This window comes from Pseudomonas sp. CLCA07 (genome assembly GCF_053615335.1).
In genome coordinates this window covers 4,343,137-4,362,935 of record NZ_CM132131.1, presented here as the reverse complement: position 1 = coordinate 4,362,935, position 19,799 = coordinate 4,343,137, and the positions used below count along the sequence as shown (strand labels likewise).

17 protein-coding genes are annotated in these 19,799 nt (G+C 58.3%); 12 read left to right on the top strand and 5 right to left on the bottom strand.

Annotated elements, in window-relative coordinates; genetic code table 11:
• Positions 1-4: 4 nt before the first annotated feature.
• The 4 genes from frr to rpsB form a co-directional block, all read right to left on the bottom strand.
• Entirely contained in the window at positions 5-562 is a 558-nt protein-coding gene (frr, locus tag ACWGZX_RS19975) for a ribosome recycling factor (protein WP_033056300.1), read from the bottom strand.
• Complete coding sequence (gene pyrH / locus ACWGZX_RS19970) at positions 559-1,302, bottom strand: UMP kinase (protein WP_003172271.1); 744 nt, start codon at positions 1,300-1,302, stop codon at positions 559-561. Before pyrH ends, frr begins: the two co-directional genes overlap by 4 nt.
• A gap of 211 nt (positions 1,303-1,513) precedes the next feature.
• Positions 1,514-2,377: a translation elongation factor Ts gene (tsf, locus tag ACWGZX_RS19965; RefSeq protein ID WP_007949329.1), complete on the bottom strand. Its 864-nt coding sequence runs from the start codon at positions 2,375-2,377 to the stop codon at positions 1,514-1,516.
• A gap of 191 nt (positions 2,378-2,568) precedes the next feature.
• Positions 2,569-3,306, bottom strand: coding sequence for a 30S ribosomal protein S2 (gene rpsB / locus ACWGZX_RS19960; RefSeq protein WP_003219330.1), 738 nt, complete (start codon positions 3,304-3,306; stop codon positions 2,569-2,571).
• A 372-nt stretch (positions 3,307-3,678) separates the two neighbouring features.
• On the opposite strand from rpsB, the gene map reads away from it, so the two are divergent.
• The 9 genes from map (at position 3,679) to ACWGZX_RS19915 (ending at position 13,889) form a co-directional block, all read left to right on the top strand.
• The gene (gene map / locus ACWGZX_RS19955; RefSeq protein WP_046029187.1) at positions 3,679-4,461 is read left to right on the top strand and encodes a type I methionyl aminopeptidase; all 783 of its coding nucleotides are present in this window, start codon (positions 3,679-3,681) and stop codon (positions 4,459-4,461) included.
• A 49-nt stretch (positions 4,462-4,510) separates the two neighbouring features.
• Entirely contained in the window at positions 4,511-7,213 is a 2,703-nt protein-coding gene (locus tag ACWGZX_RS19950; RefSeq protein WP_452625126.1) for a [protein-PII] uridylyltransferase, read from the top strand.
• A gap of 151 nt (positions 7,214-7,364) precedes the next feature.
• A complete protein-coding gene (dapC, locus tag ACWGZX_RS19945; protein WP_452625125.1) occupies positions 7,365-8,564 on the top strand; it encodes a succinyldiaminopimelate transaminase in 1,200 nt (399 codons plus the stop codon).
• 162 nt (positions 8,565-8,726) lie between these two features.
• Entirely contained in the window at positions 8,727-9,461 is a 735-nt protein-coding gene (locus tag ACWGZX_RS19940) for a M12 family metallopeptidase (RefSeq protein WP_452625124.1), read from the top strand.
• A 51-nt stretch (positions 9,462-9,512) separates the two neighbouring features.
• Positions 9,513-10,259 carry a hypothetical protein gene (locus ACWGZX_RS19935; protein ID WP_452625123.1) on the top strand — a complete coding sequence of 249 codons (747 nt, stop codon included), beginning with the start codon at positions 9,513-9,515 and terminating at the stop codon, positions 10,257-10,259.
• A gap of 500 nt (positions 10,260-10,759) precedes the next feature.
• Complete coding sequence (locus tag ACWGZX_RS19930; RefSeq protein WP_238542515.1) at positions 10,760-11,068, top strand: arsenate reductase; 309 nt, start codon at positions 10,760-10,762, stop codon at positions 11,066-11,068.
• 34 nt (positions 11,069-11,102) lie between these two features.
• Positions 11,103-12,137 (top strand): 2,3,4,5-tetrahydropyridine-2,6-dicarboxylate N-succinyltransferase, encoded by a 1,035-nt coding sequence (gene dapD / locus ACWGZX_RS19925; RefSeq protein ID WP_452625122.1) that lies wholly within the window; start codon positions 11,103-11,105, stop codon positions 12,135-12,137.
• Between the two features lie 145 nt (positions 12,138-12,282).
• Positions 12,283-13,488: an aminotransferase class V-fold PLP-dependent enzyme gene (locus ACWGZX_RS19920; protein ID WP_452625121.1), complete on the top strand. Its 1,206-nt coding sequence runs from the start codon at positions 12,283-12,285 to the stop codon at positions 13,486-13,488.
• Entirely contained in the window at positions 13,485-13,889 is a 405-nt protein-coding gene (locus tag ACWGZX_RS19915; protein WP_452625120.1) for a SufE family protein, read from the top strand. The genes ACWGZX_RS19920 and ACWGZX_RS19915 overlap by 4 nt, the downstream gene beginning before the upstream one ends.
• A gap of 86 nt (positions 13,890-13,975) precedes the next feature.
• Here the strand turns inward: ACWGZX_RS19915 and tcdA are convergent, their stop codons facing one another.
• Positions 13,976-14,788 carry a tRNA cyclic N6-threonylcarbamoyladenosine(37) synthase TcdA gene (gene tcdA / locus ACWGZX_RS19910; protein WP_452625119.1) on the bottom strand — a complete coding sequence of 271 codons (813 nt, stop codon included), beginning with the start codon at positions 14,786-14,788 and terminating at the stop codon, positions 13,976-13,978.
• Between the two features lie 232 nt (positions 14,789-15,020).
• Here tcdA and ACWGZX_RS19905 point away from each other — a divergent pair, with 232 nt between their 5' ends.
• The 3 genes from ACWGZX_RS19905 (at position 15,021) to ACWGZX_RS19895 (ending at position 19,792) form a co-directional block, all read left to right on the top strand.
• Positions 15,021-17,612, top strand: a complete 2,592-nt coding sequence (locus ACWGZX_RS19905; RefSeq protein ID WP_452625118.1) for a glycosyltransferase — start codon at positions 15,021-15,023, stop codon at positions 17,610-17,612.
• Between the two features lie 219 nt (positions 17,613-17,831).
• A complete protein-coding gene (gene dapE / locus ACWGZX_RS19900; protein WP_077430794.1) occupies positions 17,832-18,983 on the top strand; it encodes a succinyl-diaminopimelate desuccinylase in 1,152 nt (383 codons plus the stop codon).
• Positions 18,983-19,792 carry a putative RNA methyltransferase gene (locus ACWGZX_RS19895; protein WP_452625117.1) on the top strand — a complete coding sequence of 270 codons (810 nt, stop codon included), beginning with the start codon at positions 18,983-18,985 and terminating at the stop codon, positions 19,790-19,792. The genes dapE and ACWGZX_RS19895 overlap by 1 nt, the downstream gene beginning before the upstream one ends.
• Positions 19,793-19,799 lie beyond the last annotated feature (7 nt).

The window sequence follows — 19,799 nt, the reverse complement described above, 5'->3', positions numbered from 1 at the left end:
ACCCTTATACGGCCATCAGGTCTTTTTCTTTCTGAGCCAGATTCGCGTCAATTTCTGCCACGAACTTTTTGGTCAAATCATCGATCTCGCCAGTGGCGCGACGTTCTTCGTCTTCACTGATTTCCTTTTCCTTGACCAGATCCTTTAGCTGGCTATTCGCATCACGACGGATGTTGCGCACCGCAACACGGGCGTCTTCAGCGACATCGCGAGCCTGCTTGGTGAAGCCCTTGCGGGTTTCCTCGGTCAGGGCCGGCATGGAGATCAGCAACAACTCACCCAAGTTGGTCGGGTTGAGGTTCAGACCAGCACTGCCGATGGCTTTGTCGACGGCACCCAGCATGTTGCGTTCAAAGGCGACGACTTGCAGGGTACGGGCGTCTTTGACGGTGATGTTCGCCACCTGCTTGATCGGGGTGTCGGAACCGTAATACGGCACCATCACGCCTTCAAGAATGCTTGGGTGCGCCTGGCCGGTACGAATACGGCCGAAGTTGTGCATCAGCGATTCGACGGATTTCTGCATACGCTCTTTAGCGTCTTTCTTGATTTCATTGATCATTGTTGGCCTTCCTCGATCAGGGTCCCTTCAGCGCCGCCATGCACGATATTCAGCAGGGCGCCGGGCTTGTTCATGTTAAAGACGCGCAGCGGCATCTTGTGGTCGCGGCACAGGCAAATGGCCGTCAGATCCATCACGCCCAGCTTGCGATCCAGCACTTCATCGTAAGTCAGATGATCGAACTTCTCGGCATGCGGGTCTTTGAACGGGTCAGCGGTGTAGACGCCATCGACCTTGGTCGCCTTGAGCACGACATCGGCATCGATTTCGATTGCACGCAAGCAAGCCGCCGAATCCGTGGTAAAGAACGGATTACCTGTACCGGCTGCGAAAATCACGACTTCCTTGGCGTTCAGGTGGCGCATGGCTTTGCGACGATCATAGTGATCGGTCACGCCCACCATGGAAATCGCCGACATCACGATGGCCGAGATATTGGCACGTTCCAGCGCATCGCGCATGGCCAGGGCGTTCATCACAGTGGCCAGCATGCCCATGTGGTCGCCCGTCACCCGATCCATGCCGGCCGCGCTCAGCGCAGCACCGCGGAACAGGTTGCCACCACCGATCACCAGACCGACCTGAACACCGATACCGACCAGTTGGCCGACTTCCAGCGCCATGCGATCCAGAACTTTCGGATCGATCCCGAACTCTTCCGAGCCCATCAGGGCCTCGCCGCTAAGCTTGAGTAGAATGCGTTTATAGCGAGCCTGATAACCACTGCCCTGCTGAGCCATTGCGAATCTCTCCTGCGGCGTATTTTAAAAATTCTGTGCGAGCTGTTTACAGCTGCGCTCACTCTAGCTTGGCGCTGCTTCAACGCCATCGGAACATGGCTTTGTAAGCCAGTTCCAAAGGGAAACCAATTAAAAAATTGGCAGCCCATCTGAAAAGAGGCTGCGCGCGTAAGCGGGCAGCCTCTTCAGGGCGACAGTTTAAAAAACCGTCTTACGACTTGGCAGCAGCCAGCTGGGCAGCAACTTCTTCAGCGAAGTTGTCTACTGGCTTCTCGATGCCTTCGCCTACTTTGAAGTAGGTGAAAGAAACGATTTCAGCACCGGCTTTCTTGGCCAGTTCGCCAACCTTGATTTCAGGGTTCTTGACGAACGCCTGCTCAACCAGGCTCGCTTCGGCCAGGAACTTGCTGATACGGCCTTTGACCATATTTTCAACAATGTTTTCTGGCTTGCCTTTGATTTTTTCTTCGTTCAGCTGCAGGAACACAGCTTTTTCACGCTCGATCGCTTCGGCAGAAACTTCCGAAGGCAGCAGGAACTCAGGGTTGCTGGCCGCTACGTGCATAGCGATGTCTTTGGCCAGTTCAACGTTGCCGCCTTTCAGGACAACTGCAACACCGATCTTGTTGCCGTGCAGGTAACCACCAACAACATCACCTTCAACGCGTACCAGGCGACGGATGTTGACGTTCTCGCCAACCTTGCCAACCAGTACCAGGCGATCAGCCTCTTGAGCGGCGATCAGCGGAGCGACGTCAGTCAGTTTGTCGGCGAACGCTTTTTCAACGCTAGCAGCAACAAATGCCTTGAAGTCGTCCTGCAGGGCCAGGAAGTCAGTCTGCGAGTTTACTTCCAGCAGAACAGCAGATTTGCCGTCTTCTTTCAGAGCGATAGCGCCTTCAGCAGCCACGTTGCCTGCTTTCTTGGCAGCCTTGATTGCGCCGGAAGCACGCATATCATCAATGGCTTTTTCGATGTCGCCGTCAGCCTTTTCCAGGGCTTTCTTGCAATCCATCATGCCTTCGCCGGTACGCTCACGCAGTTCTTTAACCAACGCTGCAGTAATTGCTGCCATTTTCAAAATCCTCTTGGATAGGTTTTCAACCATTCCACCCGATCGAACGGGCGATCAATTCTTCCCGAACCACCGTTGTAAGCCGCTGCACGTTACAGCTCTGCAAGTGCGGGGCCGACAAACGGTTTTCGAGGTGGCAAAAAGGGGGCCAAGCCCCCTTTTTGCTTACTGAGTCAACGCCAAGGCGTCAGTTACTCAGCTGCTGCTACCGGAGCTTCTTCAACAAACTGCTCGGTGCCGCCAGCAACGTGGTTGCGACCGCGGATTACAGCGTCAGCCATCGAACCCATGTACAGCTGGATAGCGCGGATTGCGTCATCGTTGCCTGGGATGATGTAGTCAACGCCTTCCGGGCTGCTGTTGGTATCGACTACGCCGATAACCGGGATGCCCAGCTTGTTGGCTTCGGTGATCGCGATGCGCTCGTGATCAACGTCGATAACGAACAGAGCGTCTGGCAGACCGCCCATGTCCTTGATACCACCCAGGGAACGGTCCAGCTTTTCCAGGTCGCGAGTGCGCATCAGCGCCTCTTTCTTGGTCAGCTTGGCGAACGTACCGTCTTCGGCTTGCACTTCAAGGTCACGCAGACGCTTGATGGAAGCACGGATGGTTTTGAAGTTGGTCAGCATGCCGCCCAACCAGCGGTGATCGACGTACGGCGAACCGCAACGTGCTGCTTCTTCAGCAACGATCTTGCCAGCGGAACGCTTGGTGCCGACGAACAGAATCTTGTTTTTGCCCTGGGCCAGACGCTCTACGAAAGTCAGAGCTTCGTTGAACATTGGCAGGGTTTTTTCAAGGTTGATGATGTGGATCTTGTTACGCGCGCCGAAAATGTATTTACCCATTTTCGGGTTCCAGTAACGGGTTTGGTGACCGAAGTGCACACCGGCCTTCAGCATATCGCGCATGTTGACTTGGGACATGATAGTTCCTTAATAAGTCGGGTTTGGCCTCCACGTATCCCAATGACCAACCAGCAGCATCAGCTGAAGGCACCCAGGTCATCGTGTCGACACGTGTGTGGATTTAAGCCTTTCGGGGTATCCCCGGAAAGCGGCGCATTTTATACCACAAGGCTGCAAAAAACGGAACCCGGATTCTCAAAACCTGACACGCGTCTTTAATCGCCCCTTGGAATCGCTCAAGAATGCGCCAATCTATAGAGAGATGCGACGCACAGAGGCTCAGATTTGCGCTGATCGTCTGATAGAATCAGGTTTTTCAGGGCCGCGAAGATCGATCGCACACCGCCCATTTCGTTTCAACAAGCGCCATCGAGCGCAAAGAGAGCCTGTATGACCGTCACCCTCAAAACCCCAGAGGACATCGCAAAAATGCGCATCGCCGGCAAACTGGCCGCCGATGTGCTGGAAATGATTGCCGAACATGTCAAACCGGGTATCACCACCGAAGAGCTGGATCGCATCTGCCACGATTACATTGTCAACGAGCAGAAAGCCATTCCTGCCCCGCTCAACTACAAGGGCTACCCGAAGTCGATCTGCACCTCGATCAACCACGTGGTTTGCCACGGCATTCCGAACGAGAAGCCGTTGAAGGATGGCGACACGCTGAACATCGACGTCACCGTCATCAAGGACGGCTACCACGGTGACACCAGCCGCATGTTCCACGTCGGCACCGTGCCGGTCTGGGCCGAGCGCCTGTCGCAAGTGACCCAGGAATGCATGTACAAGGCGATTGAAATCGTCAAACCCGGCTGCCGCCTCGGCGACATCGGCGAAATCATCCAGAAGCACGCGGAAAAGAACGGCTTCTCGGTGGTTCGCGAGTTCTGCGGTCACGGCATTGGCAAGGTGTTCCACGAAGAGCCGCAAATCCTGCATTACGGCCGCGCCGGCACCGGCATGGAACTCAAGGCCGGCATGACCTTCACCATCGAGCCGATGATCAACCAGGGCAAAGCCGACACCAAGGTATTGGGCGATGGCTGGACCGCGATCACCAAGGACCGCAAGCTGTCGGCCCAGTGGGAGCACACCCTGCTGGTCACCGAAACCGGTTACGAGATCTTTACCTTGCGCGCCGACGACACCATCGCGCGCGTCTCGGCCTGATCCGGACTGCACCGCTCTCAGCCTTATAGATAGACAGGAAAGCCAATCGATGCCGCAGGTGGATCCCGAACTCTTCGATCGCGGCCAGTTCCAGGCTGAACTGGCCCTGAAAGCAAGCCCGATCGCGGCCTTCAAGAAGGCGATCCGCCAGGCCCGCGAGGTACTCGACGGGCGCTTTCGCAGCGGCCGCGAAATTCGCCGGTTGATCGAGGATCGCGCCTGGTTCGTCGATAACATCCTGCAAAAGGCCTGGGAGCAGTTCAATTGGAGTGCAGACGCCGACATCGCTCTGGTCGCGGTCGGCGGCTACGGTCGCGGTGAGTTACACCCGTATTCCGACATCGATTTGCTGATCCTCCTGGACAGCGCCGACCACGAAGTTTTCCGCGATTCCATCGAGCGTTTTCTGACGTTGCTGTGGGACATCGGCCTGGAGGTGGGTCAGAGCGTTCGCTCGGTGGACGAATGCGCCGTTGAGGCCCGCGCCGACCTGACGGTTGTTACCAACCTGATGGAAAGCCGCACCATCTGCGGCCCTGAACGCCTGCGCCAGCGCATGCTGGACGTTACCAGCACCGCGCACATGTGGCCGAGCAAGGACTTCTTCCTGGCCAAGCGCGCCGAGCAGAAGGCCCGTCACCACAAATACAACGACACGGAATACAACCTGGAACCCAACGTCAAAGGCTCGCCCGGCGGGCTGCGGGATATCCAGACAATTCTGTGGGTGGCCCGTCGTGAATACGGCACCCTTAACCTGCGTGCACTGGCCGGCGAAGGTTTTCTGGTAGAGAGCGAAAACGCGCTGCTGGCCTCATCCCAGGAATTTCTGTGGAAGGTCCGTTACGCGCTGCACATGCTCGCCGGCCGTTCCGAGGATCGCTTGCTGTTCGATCACCAGCGTTCGATTGCCGGGCTGCTGGGGTTCGTCGGTGATGACGCCAAGCAAGCCATCGAAAACTTCATGCAGCAGTATTACCGGGTGGTCATGAGCATTGCGCAGCTCAGCGACCTGATCATCCAGCATTTCGAAGAAGTCATCCTCGCCCCGGATGATGAAGCGCCGCCACAGCCCATCAACTCGCGGTTCCAGTTGCACGACGGCTACATCGAGGCACGCAACGACAACGTATTCCGTCGCACGCCCTTCGCCATGCTCGAAATCTTCGTGCTGATGGCCCAGCAGCCGGAAATCAAAGGCGTGCGCGCCGACACCATCCGTCTGCTGCGCGAAAACCGTCACCTGATCGACGACGAATTCCGTAACGACATTCGTAATACCAGCCTGTTTATCGAGCTGTTCAAGTGCAAGATCGGCATCCACCGCAACCTGCGCCGGATGAACCGTTACGGCATTCTCGGGCGCTACTTGCCTGAATTCGGCTTGATCGTCGGGCAGATGCAACACGACCTGTTCCACATCTATACGGTCGACGCGCACACCCTGAACCTGATCAAACACCTGCGTAAGCTGCAGTACACCCAAGTGTCGGAAAAATTCCCGCTGGCCAGCAAGCTCATGGGCAAACTGCCCAAGCCCGAGCTGATTTACCTGGCCGGCCTGTACCACGACATCGGCAAGGGCCGGCATGGCGACCACTCGGAAATCGGCGCGGTGGATGCCGAAGCTTTCTGCCAGCGTCATCAATTGCCGGTGTGGGACAGCCGCCTGATCGTCTGGCTGGTGCAAAACCATCTGGTGATGTCGACCACCGCTCAGCGCAAGGACTTATCCGACCCGCAGGTGATCCACGATTTTGCACAGGCTGTCGGTGACGAAACCCGCCTCGATTATCTGTACGTGCTGACCGTGGCCGACATCAACGCGACCAACCCGACCCTGTGGAACTCGTGGCGCGCCAGCCTGTTGCGCCAGCTCTACACCGAGACCAAGCGCGCCCTGCGCCGCGGCCTGGAAAACCCGGTGGATCGCGAAATGCAAATCCGTCAGACCCAGAGCGCCGCCCTGGACATCCTGGTGCGCGGCGGTAACGATCCGGACGACGTCGAACAGCTGTGGTCGCAACTGGGTGATGACTATTTCCTGCGTCACACCGCCGGCGATGTCGCCTGGCACACCGACGCGATCCTGCAACAACCTGCCGACGGCGGGCCGCTGGTGCTGATCAAGGAAACCACGCAGCGCGAATTCGAGGGCGGCACGCAGATCTTTATTTATGCGCCGGACCAGCACGATTTCTTCGCCGTGACCGTGGCCGCGATGGACCAGCTCAACCTGAACATTCACGACGCCCGAGTGATCACCTCCAGCAGCCAGTTCACCCTCGACACCTACATCGTGCTCGACACTGACGGCGACTCGATTGGCGACAACCCGGCGCGGGTCAAACAGATCCGCGACGGCCTGACCGAAGCCCTGCGCAACCCGGCTGACTACCCGACCATCATCCAGCGCCGTGTACCACGCCAGCTCAAGCATTTCGCCTTTGCGCCACAGGTGACGATCCACAACGACGCCCAGCGTCCGGTGACCGTGCTGGAACTCACGGCTCCCGACCGTCCGGGCCTGTTGGCGCGCATTGGCACGATTTTCCTGGAGTTCGACCTGTCGCTGCAAAACGCCAAGATCGCTACGCTGGGCGAGCGGGTAGAGGACGTTTTCTTCATTACCGACGCCAACAACCAGCAACTGTCCGACCCGCTGCTGTGCAGCCGCTTGCAGGATGCAATCGTTGAGCAGCTGAGCGTCAGCCACGAACCCGATATTAAACTGTCACGACTCAGTATCTGAATTAACAAATTTCCCTGTGGGAAAGCGCTTATGTAGGAGCCGGGCTTGCCCGCGATAGCATCACCTCGGTGCACCTGACAACCCGAGGCGCATGCATCGCGGGCAAGCCCGGCTCCTACAAAAGCCAGCTCCCACATTGAACGAGGCCCCCATGAACAACGCTCTGAACCAGTTGCAGCCTTACCCGTTCGAGAAGCTCCGCGCCCTGCTCGGCAGCGTCACGCCAAACCCGGACAAACGCCCTATTGCGCTGTCTATCGGCGAGCCAAAGCACCGCTCGCCGAGCTTTGTGGCCGAAGCCCTGGCCAGCAATCTGGATCAGATGGCCGTGTACCCGACCACCCTCGGCATCCCGGCGCTGCGTGAAGCCATCGCCGCCTGGTGCGAACGCCGCTTCAGCGTCCCGAGCGGCTGGCTCGACCCGGCGCGTAACGTGCTGCCGGTCAACGGCACTCGCGAAGCGTTGTTCGCCTTTACCCAGACTGTGGTCAACCGTGGCGAAGACGCCTTGGTCGTCAGCCCGAACCCGTTCTATCAGATCTACGAAGGCGCGGCCTTTCTCGCCGGAGCCAAGCCGCACTACCTGCCCTGCCTGGATGAAAACGGCTTCAACCCGGACTTCGACGCCGTTTCGCCGGACATCTGGAAGCGTTGCCAGATCCTGTTCCTGTGCTCGCCAGGTAATCCGACCGGCGCACTGATCCCGGTCGAGACACTGAAGAAGCTGATCGCCCTGGCCGACGAATACGACTTCGTGATCGCCGCTGACGAGTGCTACAGCGAACTGTATTTCGACGAGCAAACCCCGCCGGCCGGCCTGCTCAGCGCCTGCGTGGAACTGGGTCGCAAAGACTTCAAGCGTTGCGTGGTGTTCCACAGCCTGTCCAAGCGTTCCAACCTGCCAGGCCTGCGCTCGGGTTTTGTGGCTGGCGACGCCGATATCCTCAAAGGCTTCCTGCTGTACCGCACCTATCACGGTTGCGCGATGCCGGTTCAGACCCAACTGGCCAGCGTTGCTGCATGGAATGACGAAGTGCATGTGCGCGCCAACCGTGTGCTGTACCGCGAGAAGTACGATGCCGTGCTGGAAATTCTCGGCCCGGTGATGGACGTGCAGCGTCCGGATGGCGGCTTCTATCTGTGGCCGAATGTTGAAGGCGATGACGAGGCGTTCTGCCGCGATCTGTTTGTTGAAGAACATGTGACGGTGGTGCCGGGTTCTTATCTGTCCCGTGACGTCGATGGCGCTAATCCGGGTGCCGGTCGAGTGCGCATGGCACTGGTTGCGCCGCTGGCTGAATGTGTCGAAGCGGCCGAGCGTATTCGCGCCTTTATCAAACGCCAAAAGTAATATCACAAACTTGCCCCCTTGCAACGAGGGGGCAAGCTCAACTAGCGAACACCCTGAAACAACCCACGCAAAATACCGCCTTGATAAACTTACTCGCCAGACTTAGTATCATCACACGTTAAAAACATCACACTAAAACAATCCAGAACAAGGAAGTTCGACATGTGCAAACTATCATCCTGCATAGTATTTAATCCTGTCAGCGAACAAGCATCATACGAAGCAGCCATTAAAGTAAACCCGGACAACGCACCTAAACATGCACCCGGAGAATTCACTATTAGTGCAATAGCCAACCACACAAAACTTTGGCCAAAACATCGCTGGCTAACAATAGCTTTTATCGACAACCCACCCGAGGCACTACAAGACGCCATCGAACAACTGATTTGGCAATGGGACCCACACGTTAGTCTGATTTTCGGATTATCCAAGGAAGCCAATGCGGACATCCGGATTTCGACAAACACGACACTGAACGGCTCCAGTATTGGCACCGACGCCCTGACCGTCGAGGCAGGCCAACCCACTATGTACATAGGTCTAAAACCTTCAGACCCTGACTTCAAGGTGACTGTTTTACATGAGTTCGGTCATGCGCTGGGCCTGGAGCACGAACACCAGCACCCTCAAGCGAACATCCCCTGGAACAAACCAAAAGTCTATAAAGCTTATGCTACGCAATTCGGCTGGGATAAAGAACTGGTAGACGATCAGTTATTTACAACAAAAGGAACAGACAGTTCGCGAGTCGCTCCTTACGACAAAACTTCGATTATGCACTACCCCGTAGACAAGGAGCTTACAGATGGCATCTGGGAAGTAGGCACCTATTCGGAACTGAGTGAACAAGATATAAAATCCATCGGCGAATTCTATCCAAAAAATATTAACTGACTTCAGCCCACCTGATTCACATTCAAACAAACCAAACACGGATGTTTAATTATGAATGATGTACCCTATTGCTTCTCCGAACACTCGGTAGACCCGACTACCTCCTACGAGGTGGCAATTACTGAAAACCCAGCGAACCGCCAAAGCACTTCTTCCAGTCGAAAAAAAAGAGCAGTAGCCCGACACACCAAATTCTGGGCGCCAGGCCGTACATTGCGCATTGCTTTTTTGAACGGTGGTCAAGCGTTCAAGGATGGGGTCAAGGCTGCCGCAAGTAACTGGTTACCTCACATCAACCTCAAGTTTGACTTCGTCGAAGGTGAAGAAGGTGATATCCGTATCCGCACCGAGCCTGCAACCTATTGGTCCAATATCGGGACAGACGCGCTATTGACGGAAGATGGACCCACCATGGTGATCGGAGACTGGATGCTCCATATCCCACTTTTCAACCACTATGTCATGCACGAGTTCGGCCATGCACTGGGTGCCGAACATGAACACCTGCACCCCGAGATGACTATTCCGTGGAACAAGAAAGCTGTCTATGCAGCACATGACGTACCCGAAGACGCTAGCGAAGACAATTTCCAACGGCGTGAGGTTGACCAACGCTACTTCAATCTCCTCGACGCGAGCGAGGTCAATTACTCACCCTACGATCCGCTTTCGATCATGCACTATCCCATCCTTCAGCAATGGACCGAAGGTGACTTCCAGATTTGGCACAATTTTAGCCTCAGCGAAAAGGATAAAGCCTTTATGTCCAAGGCTTATCCGTATCCCGAAAGCGAGTGAATCCAGCGTCCCCCCTAACACCTCTCGCGACACGTCATCGCCAATCGGGTGACGACGGCTGAGGCTATACAACTCAAGGCGTCGTGCCCGCGGCGCCTTGAGCCACAAACGTCGCACCAGAAGATCCATCTGAAATGCCAGCGCTTGGGCTTGCGCCGGCGACAATACTGCCGCAACGGCGAAGGCAATCGACAGCATCGAAATGCCACATTTGTGGCTTAGACTGCACGAAGCCCCTTACACCAATGTCGCACACCGCTGCGGACCGCTCTGAAGCACCGCAATACCTGTGGGAGCCGAGCTTGCTCGCGATAGCAGACTGTCAGCCAGCAAAAATGTTAAATGCTAAAACGCCATCGCAAGCAAGCTCGGCTCCCACAGGTTTTGCGCTTCCATGGCATAATCCGTCACCATTTTTTTCCAGCACCTGCAAAGGGGGCAATTCCTTGACCGTTTCAAGCAAAACGTTGCACCTTTTCGGCATCAAAGCCTGCGACACCATGAAAAAGGCGCGCACCTGGCTCGATGAACACGCTGTCAGCTATGACTTTCATGATTACAAAGCGGTCGGAATTGACCGTGAACACCTGTCCCAATGGTGCGACGAGCACGGCTGGCAAGTGGTGTTGAACCGTGCAGGCACGACCTTTCGCAAGCTCGACGACGAACGCAAAGCCGATCTCGACCAACCGAAAGCCATCGAACTGATGCTCGCACAACCCTCGATGATCAAGCGCCCTGTGCTCGATCTCGGTGACCGAACCCTGATTGGCTTCAAGCCAGATATCTACGCGGCAGCGCTCAAGTAAGCCAGCCCGTTCAATTTTGTTAGAGGTTATTTACATGTCCACTACCCTGTTTAGCCTGGCCTTTGGTGTTGGTACTCAAAACCGTCAAGGCGCATGGCTGGAAGTGTTTTACGCACAGCCACTGCTCAACCCGTCGGCCGAACTGGTCGCGGCCATCGCGCCGGTACTGGGCTACACCGAAGGCAATCAGGCCATCGCGTTCAGCACCGCTCAGGCGTCGCAACTGGCTGAAGCACTGAAAGGCGTCGACGCTGCCCAGGCCGCGCTGCTGACCCGTCTGGCCGAGAGCCACAAGCCGCTGGTCGCGACCATTCTGGCCGAAGACGCTCAGCTGACTTCCACGCCTGAGGCTTACCTCAAGCTGCACCTGCTGTCCCACCGTCTGGTCAAGCCGCACGGCCTGAACCTGGCCGGCGTGTTCCCGTTGCTGCCGAACGTGGCCTGGACCAGCCAAGGCGCGATCGACCTGGCCGAACTGGCCGAGCATCAACTGGAAGCCCGTCTGCGTGGCGAACTGCTGGAAGTGTTCTCGGTGGACAAGTTCCCGAAAATGACCGACTACGTGGTTCCGGCTGGCGTGCGTATCGCTGACGCGGCACGTATCCGTCTGGGCGCTTATGTGGGCGAAGGCACCACCGTGATGCACGAAGGTTTCGTCAACTTCAACGCCGGCACCGAAGGCCCGGGCATGATCGAAGGTCGTGTATCGGCAGGTGTTTTCGTCGGCAAGGGTTCGGACCTGGGCGGCGGTTGCTCGACCATGGGCACGCTGTCGGGTGGTGGCAACATCGTGATCAAGGTCGGCGAAGGCTGCCTGATCGGCGCGAACGCCGGTATCGGTATCCCGTTGGGCGACCGCAACACCGTTGAGTCGGGCCTGTACGTGACCGCTGGCACCAAAGTGGCGCTGCTGGACGAACACAACAAGCTGGTCAAAGTCGTCAAGGCACGTGAACTGGCCGGTCAACCCGACCTGTTGTTCCGCCGCAATTCGGAGACCGGAGCCGTGGAGTGCAAAACCCACAAATCGGCCATCGAACTGAACGAAGCGCTGCACGCTCACAACTAAGCGTCGAATGCTCACCTGTGGGAGCGACGGTGCGACGATTCGACCTGCTCGCGAAGGGGTCCTTGAGGCCGCAAAAGCTTCGCGGGCAAGCCCGCTCCTACAGGGTCAGGCGTACACCCGCCCATGTTTACCAGGGCCCGACAGCATGATGATTTCCTCTCCCTGGCGCGCCGATTTTCCGGCCATCGCCGCTCTGCAACGGCAAGGCCAGACCTATCTGGACAACGCCGCCACCACGCAAAAGCCTCAAGCCCTGCTGGATGCCCTGACGCATTACTACGCCAATGGCGCAGCCAATGTGCATCGGGCGCAACACTTGCCCGGCGCCCATGCCACCCAGGCGTTCGAGGCCAGCCGCAGCAAGGTCGCCCAATGGCTGAATGCCGGCGATGGCGGGCAGATCATTTTTACTCACGGCGCGACTTCTGCGCTGAACCTCCTGGCGTATGGCCTGGAACCTCTTTTCAATCCGGGCGATGAGATTGCCATCAGCGCCCTGGAGCATCACGCCAACCTGCTGCCATGGCAGCAACTGGCCCAGCGGCGCGAGCTGAAACTGGTGATCCTGCCGCTGGACGCCGACGGTTTGATCGATCTGGATGCCGCCGCGCAGTTGATCGGTCCGCAAACCCGCCTATTGGCGGTTAGTCAGCTGTCCAACGTGCTTGGCGCCTGGCAGCCGTTGCCCGCTTTATTGGCGATGGCCAAGGCGAACGACGCATTGACTGTGGTCGATGGCGCTCAAGGCGTAGTGCATGGTCGGCATGACGTGCAGGCGCTGGGTTGCGACTTTTATGTATTTTCCAGTCACAAGCTCTACGGTCCCGATGGACTCGGCGTGTTGTACGGGCGCAATGACGCGCTGAAACAACTGCGCCACTGGCAGTTTGGCGGCGAAATGGTGCTGGATGCGGACTACCAAAGTGCTCGCTTTCGCCCTGCCCCGCTGGGTTTCGAGGCAGGAACTCCGCCGATTGCCAGTGTGATTGGTTTGGGGGCGACGCTGGATTATCTGGCGGCCCTCGATCAGGAAGCAGTGTCTGCGCATGAAGCGGCGTTGCATGATTATTTGTTGAAAGGTCTTGAAGCGCGCAATGGCATTCGGCTGCTGGGCAAGCCGCAACTGGCGCTGGCCAGTTTTGTCGTCGAGGGTGTGCATAACTCTGATCTGGCGCATCTGCTGACCGAACAGGGCATCGCCGTGCGTGCGGGTCATCACTGCGCCATGCCGTTGCTCAAGAGCTTCGAGCTGGCCGGGGCGATTCGGGTGTCGCTGGCGCTGTACAACGATTCCGAAGATCTGGAGCGGTTTTTTGAAGCGCTGGATCAGGCGTTGGAGCTGTTGCGATGAGCTTGCCTGTCGACGCGGTGACGGCGCTGGATACGTTTCAAAACGCGGCGGGCTGGGAACAGCGGGCGCGGCTGTTGATGCAGTGGGGTGACCGCCTGCCTGCGTTGAGTGATGTGGATAAAGTCGACGCCAACCGGGTGCATGGCTGTGAAAGTCAGGTCTGGTTGGTGGGCTCGCTGCAGGATGGCCATTGGCAGTTTGCGGCGAGCAGCGATGCGCGGTTGATTCGCGGGTTGGTGGCGTTGTTGTTGGCGCGGGTCAACGGGTTGTCGGCGGTTGAGTTGCGGCAGGTGGATTTGCCGGAGTGGTTCAATCAGTTGGGGCTTTCGCGGCAGCTCTCACCTTCGCGCAGTAATGGCCTCAACGCCGTATTGCAACGCATGCGCGAATTAGCTCTGTAGGAAGCCGGCTTGCTGGCGATCCAGACACCGCGGTGTGTCAGGGATGCCGCCATCGCTGGCAAGCCAGCGCCTACAGTGGATTGTGTTCAAACCTCAGGTTTAACCCGATCCGAGGGGCGCCGAACCCCAGCAACAATCTTATCCACAGCCTTGGTCGCCGCGACCATGCCGAACGTCGCCGTCACCATCATCACCGCGCCAAACCCGCCGGCACAGTCCAGCTTCACGCCATCCCCGACAAAACTCTTCTGCAAGCAAATGCTGCCATCGGGTTTCGGGTAGCGCAGTTGCTCGGTGGAAAACACGCACGGCACGCTGTAATGGCGGGTCACGGTGCGGGAGAAGCCGTAATCGCGACGCAAGGTCGAGCGCACTTTCGACGCCAACGGATCGTTGAACGTACGGTTCAAATCGCACACCTGAATCAGCGTCGGATCAATCTGCCCACCCGCCCCGCCGGTGGTGATGATCTGGATCTTGCGACGCTTGCACCAGGCAATCAGCGCAGCCTTCGCGTTGACGCTGTCAATGCAATCGATCACGCAGTCAATGTTCGGCGTGATGTACTCGGCCATGGTCTCGCGGGTGACGAAATCCGCCACCGCGTGCACCGTACAATCCGGGTTGATCCCGCGCAGGCGCTCGGCCATCACGTCGACCTTGGGTTTGCCGACGGTGCTGTCCAGCGCGTGCAACTGACGGTTGACGTTGCTGACACAGACATCGTCGAGGTCAAACAGCGAAATCTCGCCCACGCCACAACGGGCAACAGCTTCCGCCGCCCACGAACCGACGCCGCCGACGCCAACAATCGCCACATGCGCCGCGCGCAGGCGCTCCAGCCCCTCGATGCCATACAAACGGGCGATGCCTGCAAACCGCGGATCTTCTGTGCTCATGACCAATACCCCAAAAACCGGCGCGCATTATAGGGCTACAGCGCGAGAACTTTTAACCTTCTGGCTACAAGTGTAAGAACTTATGTGAAACGGAATTGCCCAACGTCAGACTTTTCCCTGCCTGATGTACGGTAAGTGAAAGCACGGTGTAGGATGCGCGCCCTCCAAGTCCTTTGGCAGCCGTCCTGCCGACCGTTCCTTCGTTCCACTGCCTCCGGAACCCGAAATAGCTATGTCATCGCGTAAATTTGGACTCAACCTGGTCGTGGTGCTCGCCATCGCAGCCTTGTTTACCGGCTTCTGGGCGCTGATCAATCGCCCGGTCACCGCCCCCAACTGGCCTGAACAGATCGCCGGCTTCTCGTACTCGCCGTACCAGCAAGGTCAGTACCCACAAAAAGAGCAATACCCGACCGACGATCAAATGCGTCGCGACCTGGAGATCATGAGCAAGCTGACGGACAACATCCGTACTTACTCGGTCGACGGTACGCTGGGAGATATTCCCAAGCTGGCAGAAGAATTCGGCCTGCGCGTGACACTGGGAATCTGGATCAGCCCGGACCAGGAGCGCAATGAGCGCGAAATCACTCGTGCCATCGAAATCGCCAACACGTCCCGCAGCGTGGTCCGCGTGGTTGTAGGCAACGAGGCGATCTTCCGTAAGGAAATTACCGCCGCTGAACTGAGCGTACTGCTGGATCGCGTCCGCGCGGCCGTGAAAGTGCCGGTTACCACCTCCGAGCAGTGGCACGTCTGGGAAGAACACCCGGAACTGGCCAAACACGTCGACCTGATCGCCGCGCACGTATTGCCTTACTGGGAATTTATCCCGGTGGACAAGGCCGGTCAGTTCGTCCTCGACCGCGCCCGTGACCTGAAAAAGATGTTCCCGAAAAAACCGCTGCTGCTCTCGGAGGTTGGCTGGCCGAGCAATGGCCGTATGCGTGGCGGCACCGATGCCAGCCCGGCGGATCAGGCGATCTACCTGCGCACGTTGGTCAACAAGCTCAACCGCCAGGGTTTCAACTACTTCGTGATCGAAGCGTTTGACCAGCCGTGGAAGGCCAGCGACGAAGGCTCTGTGGGCGCGTATTGGGGCGTGTTCAACGCCGCGCGCCAGCAGAAATTCAACTTTGAAGGCCCGGTCGTTGCGATCCCGCAATGGCGGGTGCTGGCGATCGGCTCGGCCGTGTTGGCGTTGCTATCCCTGACCCTGTTGATGATCGACGGTTCGGCCCTGCGTCAACGTGGCCGTACCTTCCTGACCTTCATCGCGTTTCTGTGCGGTTCGGTGTTGGTGTGGATCGGTTACGACTACAGCCAGCAATACAGCACCTGGTTCAGCCTGACGGTCGGATTCCTCCTGGCCCTCGGTGCACTCGGGGTCTTTATTGTTTTGCTGACCGAGGCCCATGAACTGGCCGAAACGGTCTGGACCCACAAGCGCCGGCGCGAATTCCTGCCGGTGGTGGGCGATTCGGACTACAGACCGAAAGTCTCGATCCATGTGCCGTGCTACAACGAGCCACCGGAGATGGTCAAACAGACCCTCAACGCCCTGGCCAACCTCGACTATCCGGACTTCGAAGTCCTGATCATCGACAACAACACCAAGGACCCGGCGGTCTGGGAACCGGTGCGCGATTATTGTGAAACCCTCGGTCCGCGCTTCAAGTTCTTCCACGTTGCGCCGCTGGCCGGTTTCAAGGGTGGCGCGCTGAACTACCTGATCCCGCACACCGCCAAGGATGCCGAAGTGATTGCGGTGATCGACTCGGACTACTGCGTCGACCCGAACTGGCTCAAGCACATGGTGCCGCACTTCGCCGACCCGAAAATCGCCGTGGTGCAGTCGCCGCAGGATTACCGCGATCAGAACGAAAGCACCTTCAAGAAGCTTTGCTACGCGGAATACAAAGGCTTCTTCCACATCGGCATGGTCACCCGTAACGACCGTGACGCGATCATCCAGCACGGCACCATGACCATGACCCGGCGCTCGGTGCTCGAAGAGCTCGGTTGGGCCGACTGGTGCATCTGTGAAGACGCCGAGTTGGGTCTGCGCGTCTTCGAAAAAGGCCTGTCAGCGGCGTATTACCACACCAGCTATGGCAAAGGCTTGATGCCCGATACCTTTATCGACTTCAAGAAACAGCGTTTCCGCTGGGCCTACGGAGCGATTCAGATCATCAAGCGTCACACCGCCAGCTTGCTGCGCGGCAAGGACACAGAACTGACCCGTGGCCAGCGTTACCACTTCCTTGCGGGCTGGTTGCCGTGGGTCGCGGATGGCATGAACATCTTCTTCACCGTCGGCGCGTTGTTGTGGTCGGCGGCGATGATCATCGTGCCGCAGCGGGTCGATCCGCCATTGCTGATTTTCGCGATCCCGCCGTTGGCGCTGTTTGTGTTCAAGGTTGGCAAGATCATTTTCCTTTATCGCCGTGCCGTCGGTGTGAACCTGAAAGATGCATTCTGCGCGGCACTGGCCGGGCTGGCGTTGTCGCACACCATTGCCAAGGCAGTGTTGTACGGTTTCTTCACCAGCAGCATTCCGTTCATCCGCACGCCCAAGCACGCCGATAGCCATGGCTTTTGGGTAGCAATTGCAGAAGCCCGTGAAGAGCTGTTCATCATGCTGCTGTTGTGGGGCGCGGCGCTGGGGATCTTCCTGGTGAACGGCTTGCCGAGCAACGACATGCGCTTCTGGGTGACCATGTTGCTGGTGCAGTCGCTGCCGTACCTGGCGGCCCTGATCATGGCGTTCCTGTCTTCGCTGCCGAAACCGGCCGCCGAGCCTGAGCCGGCACCAGCCGTCTAAATCTGTACAGATGCACTAAACGGCGGCCAATGGTCGCCGTTTTGCTTTAAGATAACCGCCATTTTGCAGGCCTTGGCGGGACTCGGTTTAACGGCCGAACTCAATACCTGTAGGAGCGGGCTTGCCCGCGAAGCTTTTGGCGTCAGTAATGACGCCTTCGCGGGCAAGCCCGCTCCCACATTTAAACCGCGCCCATATTCAAGTTTTCCGGAGTTTTCCATGACGGCCCACGCCGACCTTTCGCCGACCCTTCAACTCGCCATCGACCTGATCCGCCGTCCGTCCGTGACGCCGGTCGACGCCGATTGCCAGAAGCAGATGATGCAGCGCCTGGGCGATGCCGGTTTCATGCTGGAACCGATGCGCATCGAAGATGTGGATAACTTCTGGGCCACCCACGGCAAACACGACGGTCCGGTATTGTGCTTCGCCGGTCACACCGACGTGGTACCGACCGGCCCGGTGACTGCCTGGCAGATCGACCCGTTCAACGCGCTGATAGACGAACACGGAATGCTCTGCGGCCGTGGCGCGGCGGACATGAAAGGCAGCCTCGCGTCCATGACCGTGGCCGCCGAGCGCTTTGTCGCCGACTACCCGGATCACAAGGGCAAGGTCGCTTTCCTGATCACCAGTGACGAAGAAGGCCCGGCGCATCACGGCACCAAGGCTGTGATCGAACGCCTCGCCGCCCGTAAGGAGCGTCTGGACTGGTGCATCGTCGGCGAGCCGTCGAGCACCACGCTAGTGGGCGATGTGGTCAAGAATGGCCGTCGCGGCTCCCTCGGCGCCAAACTGACCGTTCGCGGCGTGCAAGGTCATGTGGCCTATCCGCACCTCGCCAAGAACCCGATCCACCTCGCCGCCCCGGCCCTGGCCGAACTGGCCGCCGAGCATTGGGACCACGGCAACGATTTCTTCCCGCCGACCAGCTTCCAGATCTCCAATGTCAATTCCGGCACCGGCGCGACCAACGTGATTCCGGGCGACCTGGTGGCGGTGTTCAACTTCCGCTTCTCCACCGAGTCCACCGTTGAAGGCCTGCAAAAGCGCGTCGCCGACATCCTCGACAAGCATGGCCTGGACTGGCATATCGACTGGGCGCTGTCCGGTCTGCCGTTCCTCACCGAGCCGGGTGCGTTGCTGGACGCGGTCGCGTCGAGCATCAAGGACATCACCGGTCGTGAAACCAAGGCATCCACCAGCGGCGGCACCTCCGACGGTCGCTTCATCGCGACCATGGGCACGCAAGTGGTTGAATTGGGCCCGGTCAACGCGACGATCCACCAGGTTAACGAGCGCGTACTGGCCGCTGACCTCGACGTGCTGACCGAAATCTACTACCAGACCCTGATCAAGTTGCTCGCCTGATGCTCGCCTGCCCGATCTGCAGTGAACCGCTGAACGCGGTGGACAACGGCGTGGCTTGCCCCGCCGGGCATCGGTTCGACCGCGCGCGCCAGGGTTATCTGAACCTGTTGCCCGTGCAGCACAAAAACAGCCGCGACCCTGGGGATAACCTGGCCATGGTCGAAGCCCGTCGCGACTTCTTGAACGCCGGCCATTACGCGCCGGTGGCCAAGCGTCTGGCCGAACTGGCAGCGCAATTCGCGCCGCAACGCTGGCTCGACATCGGCTGTGGCGAGGGTTACTACACCGCGCAAATCGCCGAGACCTTGCCAAACGCCGACGGTTACGCGCTGGACATCTCCCGGGAAGCGGTGAAACGCGCCTGTAAACGCAATCCGCAGTTGACCTGGTTGATCGCCAGCATGGCGCGGGTGCCGTTGGCCTCGGGCAGTTGCCAGTTTCTCGCCAGCGTCTTCAGCCCATTGGATTGGGAAGAAGCCAAACGTCTGCTCAGCCCCGGCGGCGGCTTGATGAAAGTCGGTCCGACCAGCGGCCATCTGATGGAATTGCGCGAGCGGCTGTACGACGAAGTTCGTGAATACACCGACGACAAGCATCTGGCGTTGGTGCCGGAAGGCATGGCGCTGGCGCACAGTGAAACCCTTGAATTCAAACTGACGCTTTCAAAGGGACAGGACCGCGCGAACTTGTTGGCCATGACACCCCATGGCTGGCGCGCCAGTGCCGAACGCCGCGCGGCGGTCATCGAACAGGCCGAGCCGTTCGAGGTCACTGTGTCGATGCGCTACGATTATTTCGTACTGCAGTAGTAGTCAG